7 protein-coding genes and 2 rRNA genes are annotated in these 10236 nt (G+C 66.2%); all 9 read left to right on the top strand.

Translation table 11 applies throughout. From position 1 onward, the window contains the following. Positions 1-196 (top strand): 23S ribosomal RNA (locus OXG55_00325); the annotation flags it as partial. A 67-nt stretch (positions 197-263) separates the two neighbouring features. Further along, positions 264-380: ribosomal RNA gene (gene rrf / locus OXG55_00330) — 5S ribosomal RNA — on the top strand. 137 nt (positions 381-517) lie between these two features. Further along, a complete protein-coding gene (locus OXG55_00335) occupies positions 518-775 on the top strand; it encodes a type II toxin-antitoxin system prevent-host-death family antitoxin (protein MCY4101704.1) in 258 nt (85 codons plus the stop codon). Beyond that, complete coding sequence (locus OXG55_00340) at positions 772-1194, top strand: type II toxin-antitoxin system VapC family toxin (protein ID MCY4101705.1); 423 nt, start codon at positions 772-774, stop codon at positions 1192-1194. Before OXG55_00335 ends, OXG55_00340 begins: the two co-directional genes overlap by 4 nt. Positions 1195-1555: 361 nt before the next feature. Continuing rightward, positions 1556-2545 (top strand): 2-dehydropantoate 2-reductase, encoded by a 990-nt coding sequence (locus tag OXG55_00345; GenBank protein MCY4101706.1) that lies wholly within the window; start codon positions 1556-1558, stop codon positions 2543-2545. Positions 2546-2653: 108 nt separating this feature from the next. Beyond that, positions 2654-4273, top strand: coding sequence for an AMP-binding protein (locus tag OXG55_00350; protein MCY4101707.1), 1620 nt, complete (start codon positions 2654-2656; stop codon positions 4271-4273). A 75-nt stretch (positions 4274-4348) separates the two neighbouring features. Continuing rightward, positions 4349-7690, top strand: coding sequence for a nucleotidyltransferase domain-containing protein (locus tag OXG55_00355; protein ID MCY4101708.1), 3342 nt, complete (start codon positions 4349-4351; stop codon positions 7688-7690). Next, on the top strand, positions 7683-8051 hold the full coding sequence (locus tag OXG55_00360; GenBank protein ID MCY4101709.1) for a DUF86 domain-containing protein: 369 nt from the start codon (positions 7683-7685) through the stop codon (positions 8049-8051). The genes OXG55_00355 and OXG55_00360 overlap by 8 nt, the downstream gene beginning before the upstream one ends. Next, positions 8041-10236: site-specific DNA-methyltransferase (locus OXG55_00365; GenBank protein ID MCY4101710.1), on the top strand; the 2196-nt coding region annotated here is incomplete at its 3' end. The genes OXG55_00360 and OXG55_00365, both read left to right, overlap by 11 nt.

Consider the following 10236-nt stretch of genomic DNA (forward strand, 5'->3'; position numbering starts at 1 on the left):
AAGGGCATGGCTGGTTAGCGACCTGCGGAAAGGATAACCGCTGAAAGCATCTAAGCGGGAAGCCTGTTCCAAGATGAGATCTCCCACCGGGTAAACCGGGTAAGGCCCGTGGCAGACTACCACGTTGATAGGCCGGAAGTGTAAGCGCGGCAACGCGTTCAGCTGACCGGTACTAATCGGCCGAGGGCTTGGGTTTCAACCACTTCTACGGAAAAGTTCGTGCTCGTTATGGAGTTCTCGAGGGAAACCTCGGTTGACAGATCTCCGGTGGTCATAGCGGTGGGGCCACACCCGTTCCCATCCCGAACACGGCAGTTAAGCCCACCAGCGCCGATGGTACTTGGACGGAGACGTCCTGGGAGAGTAGGTCGCCGCCGGAACTTCTCACGAACCCGTCCCGCGCCAGTCACCGGACGGGTTCTGTCGTTTTCCGCCGCCCGCCGTTCAGGCGTCTGCTGCGGGGGTCGGTGGCGGAATGTGGCTACATCCTTGTGTGGAATCGCGCTACGCTGACGGTATGGAAGTCGGAATCCGGGAACTGCGCAACCGCTTGAGCCACTACGTCAGCGCCGTGCGCGCGGGCGGCGAGGTGACCGTCACGGATCACGGCAAGGCGGTCGCGCGTCTGGTTCCGCTGGAAGGTGGCCGTCCGCTGGATCGGCTGATCGCCGAAGAGCTCGTCACGCCGGCACCGTCGGTCAAGTCGCCACGGAACCGTCCCGGAATCAGGTGCGCGGGCACCGTGAGTGACCTGGTGGCCGAGCAGCGGCGGTGATCGTCTACTTCGACACCTCAGCGATCATCCCGCTCATCATCGACGAGCCGGGGTCGCCGCTGTGCGAGCGTTTCTGGAACGATGCAACACAAGCCGTCAGCAGCCGTCTGCTCTACGTCGAGGCCCGCGCCGCACTCGCCAGGGCCCAGCGGCTCGGGCGGCTGTCTCTCGATGATTCTGCAGCCTCCGTCGAGTCACTCGACGAGATCGCCTCGGAGATCGCCAGTGTGGAGGTGACCGAGAGCCTCGTCTGGACTGCAGGTCGCTTGGCAGAGGAAGAGGGCCTGCGCGGCTACGACGCCGTTCATCTCGCAGCGGCGCTTGCCGTCGCGGGCACCGACACGGTGTTCATCAGCGGCGATCAGGAGCTTCTCGCCGCGGCGGCCCGCCTCGGGCTCGCGGTCGCACAAGCTGGCTGAGCGCCCGCCGCGGTTCAAGCTTCCGTAACGCGCCGCGGCGTCTCCGTAGGGGTCCGCGGCCCGAAGTGCTCCTTCGACGCGGGCGCAAGCCGTCCAGCCGCCCAGGGACCGGCTCGTGGGCGCGCTCTGCGGCGGGGAGTGCTCCTTCGGCGCGGGTGCGAGGAGTCGCCCATCGCCGCCCCCGCCCGCGCCAGTCGCCGGACGGGTTCTGTCTTTTCGACGCGGTGGGGTCGGGCATGGCGATTGCTCCTTCGGCGCAGGCGCAAGGCGTCGCAATGCGCCACGCCCGACCCCACCTCAAGGGGCAGCGGGATCGCTCTGCCCGGTCTGGAGCGAACGCTGATGGTGGCAGACTGGCCCCGTGCGGGTGTGTGTTGTGGGGGCCGGGGCGATCGGTGGCCTGATGGCGGTGCGGATGGCCGCCGCGGGTCAGGCCGTGAGTGTCGTCGCCCGCGGCGACCACCTGGCCGCGATCCGGCGCCACGGGCTCCGGCTCCTGGAGGCCGACGGCAGGGAGGTGGTGACGCCGGACATCGTGGCCTCGGATGACTTCGCGGCACTCGGACCGCACGACGTGGTGGTTCTGGCTTTGAAGGCACACCAGATTGCCGCGGTCGCCGATGATCTGGGGCACCTCTACGGGCCCGACACCGTGGTGGTACCGGTGCAGAACGGCATCGGTTGGTGGTACTTCGAGCGCCACGGCGGTCCCCACGACGGCCGGCGGTTGCGCACCCTCGACCCCGACGGCGCGCTGGCCGCCGCCGTGCTGGCCGAGCGCATCGTCGGCTGCGTCGCCTACCCGGCCGCGGAGAAGGTCCGCCCGGGCGTCATCCGGCACGTCGAAGGCGACCGCTTCCCCGTGGGCGAACTCGACGGCAGTCGCTCTGGACGTGCCGCAGCCGTGGCCTCGGCCTTCGGAGAGGCGGGGTTCACCTCCCGGGTGCTGGCGGACATCCGCTCCCATCTCTGGGTGAAGGCTTGGGGCAACCTGGCGTTCAACCCCATCAGCGCCCTCACCGGGGCCACGCTGGCGCAGATCTGCCGCAACGAGGCCACCCGGGTCCTGGCCGCGGCCATGATGAACGAGGCCGCCGAGATCGCCCGCCGGCTCGGCGTGCGCATCCGCATCACGGTCGAGCAGCGCATCGCCGGCGCCGAGAAGGTGGGGGAGCACAAGACCTCCATGCTGCAGGACGCCGAGGCGGGCCGGCCCCTGGAGGTTGACCCGCTGGTCGGCGTGTTCGTGGAGCTCGGCGAGCTGACCGGCGTCCCCACGCCCGCGATCTCCTCGGTCTACGCCCTGGTCACCCTCCTCAACCGCCGCCTCCAGGCTACGCAGCCAACCTGAGCAGTGCCCGCCACCGCCGCTCTCAGACCGTCATTCCGGCGAAGGCCGGAATCCAGTCTCCGACAGCTTCGTGGGTGCGCCCGCCCTCGTCGACTGTGATCAGGACCGATGGCTGACACCGTCTGGGACCTGCTCTGCACCGGCGTCGGTGGCAATCCCGCGCTGTTGGCCGAGGACGGATCGGTGCTGTCGCATGACGACGTGCGTGCCACTCTGGTCAGACTCCGCGACTGGATGCGCGCTCTTGGCGTCGGGGTGGAGGATCGCATTGCCATCGTTCTGCCGAACGGACCAGGCGCGGCGGTGGCGTTCCTGGCTGCTGCGGTCACCGGCTGCGCCGCGCCGCTGAATCCCCGGTATCGCAGCGACGAGTTGCGCTTCTATCTGGAGGATCTCGGGGCGCGGGTTCTCATCACCGGTGACAGCGGAGGCGAGGCCGCCCGCGATGCGGCGGGGGACGAGGTCCTGCGTCTCCGGATGCAGGGGTCGCTCGATGCTCTCGAATTGCTCCCCGATGACCGTCATTCCGGCGAAGAGCGGGCCCCGGACTCGATCCGGGGCCGGAATCCAGTGGCGAGCAGCAGCCACGGAGCGGGTACCTCCGGCGGGATTGCCGCCCCCGGCCCCGACGACGTGGCGCTGGTACTGCACACCTCCGGCACGACCTCCCGGCCCAAGATCGTGCCGCTGCGCCAGCGCAACCTCGGGTGCTCCGCCGCCGAGATCGCCGAGTCGTTGCACCTCACCGCTGTTGACCGCTCGCTGAACGTCATGCCGCTGTTCCACATCCACGGCCTTCTGGCGGGCCTGCTGGCGCCGCTTTCGGCAGGCGGCTCGGTGGTCGCGACGGAGGGGTTCGACGCCTTCCGGTTCTTCGGCCAACTCCGGGACCTGCGCCCCACGTACTACACGGCCGTCCCGACGATGCACCAGATGGTGTTGGCCCGGTCGGCGCGCTACGCCCGCGAGGCGCGGTCCGCCCGTCTGCGCTTCGTGCGGTCGTCCTCGGCCTCGCTGCCGGGCCCGGTGCTCGAGGAGTTGCGGGAGCTCTTCGGCGTGCCGGTGATCGAGTCGTACGGCATGACCGAGGCCACCCATCAGATGTGTGCCAACCCGCTACCCCCCGGCGAGGCCAAGACCCGCTCGGTGGGCCTGCCCGCGGGGATCGAGTTGGCGATCCTTGATGAGGCCGATCGGACGCAGCCACCCGGTACCCGCGGCGAGGTGTCCATCAAGGGCCCCACCGTCATCGACGGCTACGAGAACAACCCCACAGCCGACGAGGCCGCCTTCACCGACGGCTGGTTCCGCACGGGCGACGAGGGCTACCTGGACGGCGACGGCTACCTGTTCCTGACCGGCCGGCTGAAGGAGCAGATTAACCGCGGCGGCGAGAAGGTCTCACCGCTGGAGGTCGATGAGGTGCTGCTACGCCACGAAGCCGTCGCCGAGGCCGTGACGTTCGCCATGCCGCACGACAAACTCGGCGAGGAGGTCGCCGCGGCAGTGGTGTTGGCCGACGCCGCCACTGCCACCGAGACCGAACTCCGCCACCACGTCGGGCGCTCGCTGGCGGCGTTCAAGGTCCCGCGCCGGGTGGTCTTCTGCGACGAACTCCCCAAGGGCCCCACCGGCAAGCTCCAGCGCATCGGCCTCGCCCAACGCCTCGGCCTCGCCGAGCCAACGGCGCCGCGTGCCGAGTCATTGCCCGGGGAGGCGGACGGCTAGAGTTTTGTTTCACGCATCGGCGAGCCTCATCGGCCGGGCCGACCGCCGAGTAGCCGCGGCAAGATCGGGCCTTCAGTGACAGACCGCTTCTTCGAGTCTCCCATCCTCAACTCGCCGTACCGGTATCCGGCGCGCCATTGGGAACTCGACGAGCACCGCGAACCCACCGGCCGGGTGGTCGACACCCGCCGCCCCGCTTCCTACATCACAGCCGTGCCCAAGCCCCGAGTGCGGGAGGGTGCCGCGCAGCAGTCGCTGGCGCTGGATGAAGGTGCCGGGCTGTCCGGCGAGCGCCAGCAATACGACCCGACCTCGACCATCAACGCGCTGCGGGGGCATGTCGACCGCTGGCGCGAGCTTCCAGAGTCGGATTGGGCGGTGACTCCCGAGACGGCCTGGCTCCTTAAGCACTGGCGCCATCACACTTTCAGCGACATCCGCCCGTTCTTCTGCCAGCTCGAAGCGGTTGAGACCGTCATTTGGCTGACAGAAGTGGCGCCTCGCCGCCGCGACCACCGGACGCGGGACATCCTCGATCACCTCGACGCTGCCAACGAGGAGGCGAACCCCACCTTGGCGCGACTGGCACTCAAGCTGGCGACCGGCGCGGGCAAGACGACCGTCATGGCGATGTTGATCGCCTGGCAGACGGTCAACGCTGTCAGGAGGCCCGCCAGCCGCAACTTCACGAAGGGATTCCTGATCGTCACGCCCGGCCTGACCATCCGAGACCGGCTGCGGGTGTTGCAGCCGAACGATCCAGGCAGCTACTACCAGAGCCGCGAACTCGTTCCCCGTGACATGCTCGCAGACATCGAGCGGGCGAGGATCGTTGTCACCAACTACCACGCCTTCAAGCGGCGCGAGACGCTCGAGTTGTCCAAGGGTGGCCGTTCACTGCTCCGGGGCAGAGGCCCCGAAATCGAGTCGATCGAGACCGAGGGGCAGATGTTGCAGAGGGTGATTCCCGAGCTGCTGGGTATGCGCTCGATCCTCGCCTTCAACGATGAGGCCCACCACTGCTACAGGGAGAAGCCGGGGGAGAGTGCCGAGGAGGAACTGAAGGGCGACGACCGGGAGGAGGCCAAGAGGAACCGGGAGGCGGCTCGACTCTGGATCGGAGGCCTGGAGGCCGTGAGCCGCAAGCTCGGGCTGCGACGGGTGATCGACCTGTCGGCAACGCCCTTCTTTCTGCGCGGCTCCGGCTACGCCGAGGGCACGCTCTTCCCGTGGACGATGAGCGACTTCTCCCTGATGGACGCGATCGAGTGCGGGATCGTGAAGCTCCCCCGAGTGCCGGTGGCCGACAACGTCTCCGGCACCGACGGACCCGTGTTCCGCAACCTCTGGGGCCACATCGGGTCGAGAATGCCACGCCAGGGCCGGCGTCAAGCCGGAGCGCTCGACCCGCTCAGCATCCCCGTCGAGTTGCAGACCGCGCTGGATGCGGTCTACGGCCACTACGCCGAGACATTCGAACTCTGGGAGCAGGCGGGCGTCGGCGTCCCTCCCTGTTTCATCGTCGTGTGCAACAACACCGCCACCTCGAAGCTCGTCTACGACTACATATCCGGCTTCTTTCAGGAGCGACAGGACGGCACGAAGGCCCTTCAACAGGGAAGACTGGCGTTGCTCCGCAACTTCGACGAGAACGGCGAGCCGTACGCCCGTCCCCGCACCCTGCTGATCGACAGTCAGCAGCTCGAGTCCGGCGAGGGGCTCGACAAGACCTTCCGGGCGGCGGCCGCGGCCGAGATCGAGCGCTTCCGCAGAGAGCAGGTGCAGCGCACGGGCGACCGCGCCGCCGCCGAGCAGATCAGCGACGCGGACCTGCTGCGCGAGGTCATGAACACCGTCGGCAAGCCCGGTCAGCTGGGGGAGTCGATTCGCTGCGTCGTCTCGGTGGCGATGCTGAGCGAAGGGTGGGACGCCAACACCGTGACGCACGTTCTGGGCGTGCGCGCATTCGGGACACAGCTGCTCTGCGAGCAGGTGATCGGGCGCGCGCTGCGCCGCCAGTCCTACGACCTGAACGACGAAGACCTCTTCGACGTCGAGTACGCGGACGTGCTCGGCATCCCGTTCGACTTCACCGCTGAGCCGGTCGTGGCGCCGCCGCAGCCGCCGCGCCGGACCGTGCAGGTCCACGCCGTCTCGCCCGAGCGCGACGAACTCGAGATCCGGTTCCCGCGCGTCGCGGGCTATCGCGTGGAGCTTCCCGACGAACGGCTCGACGCCGCGTTCACCGACGACTCGACCTTCGTCCTCACGCCCGAGCACATCGGACCGACGGTCACCCGCAACGAGGGGATCATCGGCACCGGAATCGACCTTGACGTCGACCATCTCGGCGATCTGCGCCTCTCGACGATCGCGTACCTCCTCACCGGCCGTCTGCTTGAGACGAAGTGGCGTGACCCCGCTGAGGCGCCGAAACTCCATCTGTTCGGTCAGCTCAAGCGGATCACGCGCCGGTGGCTCGACGAGCATCTGGTGTGCGAGGGTGGGACCTACCCGGCGCAGTTGATGTACCAGAGCCTGGCCGACATTGCCTGCGAGCGGATCACGGCGGGGATCACTCGCCGGTTCGCCGGCAAGATGCCCGTCAAGGCTGTGCTCGATCCCTACAACCCTGCCGGTTCCACACGCCAGGTGCGGTTTGCGACCTCGAAACAGAATCTATGGCAGACCCATCCAGGCCGCAGCCACGTCAACTGGGCCGTCTGCGACAGCGAGTGGGAGGGCGAGTTCTGCCGGGTGGCGGAGTCGCATCCGCGGGTGCGCGCCTACGTCAAGAATCAGGGCCTCGGCCTCGAGGTGCCGTACCGGATCGGCTCGGAGTCGCACCGCTACCTTCCCGACTTCGTGGTTCTCGTGGACGACGGACGCGGCGCCGATGACCCGCTGCATCTCGTCGTGGAGGTCAAGGGGTACCGAGGCGAGGACGCCAAGGAGAAGAAGGCCACGATGGAGACGTACTGGGTGCCAGGGGTGAACAACCTCGGCGGGTACGGCCGCTGGTCGTTCGCCGAGTTCACAGACAGGTACACGATGGCGGCAGACTTCGCGGCGCGGATCGAAGCGGCCCTCGCTGGGGGGCACGAGACGTCCGGCAGCCCCGCGCCGCTGACCGCCGAGAAGGTCCTGGCCTTGTTGCGCGAGCACAAGCCGGCCATTGTCGCCCGCTTCGGCGTCGTTGACATCGCGCTTTTCGGGTCGACGGTTCGCGACGAAGCCAAGCCTGACAGCGATATCGACGTTCTCGTGCGACTTGACGAACGTCCCGGCTGGACTCGCCCCTTCGACCTGGAGGCCTACTTGGAAGAACTGCTCGGTCGTCCGGTGGACCTCGTCGTCGAGCCGAGCCTGCGATCTGAGATCCGTCCGAACGTCGAGGCCGAGGCTATCCATGTCTGAGCGCCGCTGGGACGATTATGTCCGCGACATGATCGAGTGCTGCGTGAAGGTCGCTCAACGCGCGTCGGGTTTGGATCGCCCCACATTCTTTGCCACCGACGTTACTCACGAATCTGTGCTGTGGAATCTCACCATCCTTCGCGAGGCCGCCAACAATGTCCCGGTCCCGATTCAAGATGCGCACCCCGAGATTCCGTGGCGGGCAATCACCGGGCTGCGCAACCGAATCGTGCATGGATACCTCAGCGTCGTTGACGACACCGTCTGGCAGGTAGTCCACGAGGAAATCCCCAAACTGCTCCCCCGACTGCGGGAGCTGATTGGCGAGGCGATCGACGAGGGGTCGGCCGATGCCGGCTAGGAAGACCGGGCCGAAGCAGGTCGAGGCGATTACCCACGACTCGGCGAAGCGGACGAACATTCCCACTGCCGAGGACCGCTCGGTTATGCCCCATGATGACAAGCACTCGGTCGCTGTCGCCTACGAGCGTCGCAACCGGGATCTCGACCCGCAGCTCGTCTGGCGGGGCAAGGACGAACAGGACCAGCACGACCTGGTGGTCCACGCGCCGCCGCTGTACATCCAGGAGAAGGTACATCCCAAGGCGCTGATCGACGACCTGATGAGGCGCAGCAGTCGCAACAAGGCGGAGCAGGCCGCGGCATCGGACGGGTTTCAGCCCGACCTGTTCTCGGATTTCAACGGCCTGCCCGAGGGTGTGGAGCGCACCGACTTCTACGAGCACGACGCCAACTGGTCGAACCGCATGATCCTCGGCGACAGCCTGCTGGTCATGGCCTCACTGGCCGAGCGCGAAGGGCTGCGCGGCAAGGTGCAGTGCATCTACATCGATCCGCCCTACGGCATCAAGTTCAACTCAAACTTCCAGTGGTCAACGACAAGCCGCGACGTGACAGATGGAAAGGCTGGTCACGTAACGCGCGAGCCCGAACAGGTAAAGGCGTTCCGCGATACCTGGCAGGACGGAATCCATTCCTACCTGTCATACCTCCGCGATCGGCTAGAAATAGCTCGCGATCTCCTCGCCGAGTCGGGCTCACTCTTTGTGCAGATCGGTGATGACAATGTTCATCGCATCAGGTCAGTCCTGGATGAGGTATTTGGGCCAGAGTCAATTGTTGCTGAGATTGTATTCAACAAGACAACCGGCTTTCCATCAAGATACCTTGCGCAGGTGTCAGATATGATTCTGTGGTACGCTAAGTCGCGTTCGTCACTCAAATACCGCAACCTGTGGCGCGAAAAAGTAGCAGGCTCAGAAGGAGCAACAAAAGTCAAGCCTGCGGAAACCCTGTCTGCTCTCAGATTCCACGACATCGCGCCGACGCGCCTTGTGACGTCAGATCAGCTGACGTCACAAGGCGCGTCGGCGCGAGATGAGGATCTGATCTTTCGAGGAGACAGGTTCCCGCCGCGGTCAGACCTGCACTGGAAGACCACTGCCGAGGGCTTGAGCCGACTGGTCAAGGCTGGACGAATTGCCGTGGAGGGTCGTACGCCACGGCAGATTCGTTTCCTCGACGATTTCGCGGTGTTTCCGATCCACAATGTCTGGATGGACATCGGCGGCATCCAGAGTCGAACCGACCCGAAGATCTACGTGGTCCAAACTGCTACCGAAGCAGTCAAGCGCTGTGTGCTCATGGCTACCGATCCCGGCGACTTGGTTCTTGATCCTACATGTGGGAGCGGTACCACCCCTTATGTTGCCGAACAATGGGGTCGCCGCTGGATTGCCATCGACACCTCGCGAGTCGCGTTGGCGCTGGCTCGGGTTCGCCTGATGGGAGCCAGACATCCTTACTACCTACTTTCAGACAGCCGAGAAGGCAAGGAGAAGGAAGCGGAGATCAAGCGCATCCACCCCTCGGACGGCCCGTCGTATGGTGATGTACGCCAGGGATTCGTCTATAGGCGTGTGCCCCACATTAGGTTGGAAGACATAGCCAAGAATGCCGAGATTGATGTTCTAGTAGCGCAGATGCAGCCGGAAGTCGATAGCGCTCTTAAGGGTTTGAATGCTGCGTTACGAGGCCATGCCACCCCCTTCACGGTAGGTGCAGGCATACGCGCAGGCGAATCTATTGACTTTGCGAGTACCGATTCAACGGAAGTTGTGCTGCCTTCCGGGGAACGTGCGCTTCCGCATGAGCTGCTCGAGTGGGAGGTGCCCAAAGAGGCTCCTTTCGACTGGCCAGCGTTAGCCGTTGAGACACTCAATTCGGTGCTAGAGGCGCGTCGGACGCGCCAGTCGGCGATCGACGCTTCAATCGCCGCCAAGGCAGACTTCGAGCTTCTCTACGACCGGCCCTACGAGGACTCTCGAACCGTCCGCGTGGCCGGGCCTTTCACGGTCGAGAGCATCTCGCCGCACCGCGTGCTCGGTGTGGACGAGGACGACGAACTGATCGACCCGGCAGGTGCCGTAGAGGGTACGGATGCGGGGGGGGGGGGGGGGGAGTGGGTGTGGAGAGCCTCGAACAGCTGCGCACCGCCGGCGTCCAGCCGGCCCACAAGGAGGACC

Source organism: bacterium, assembly GCA_026708055.1.
Taxonomy (GTDB): Bacteria; Actinomycetota; Acidimicrobiia; order Acidimicrobiales; family CATQHL01; genus VXNF01.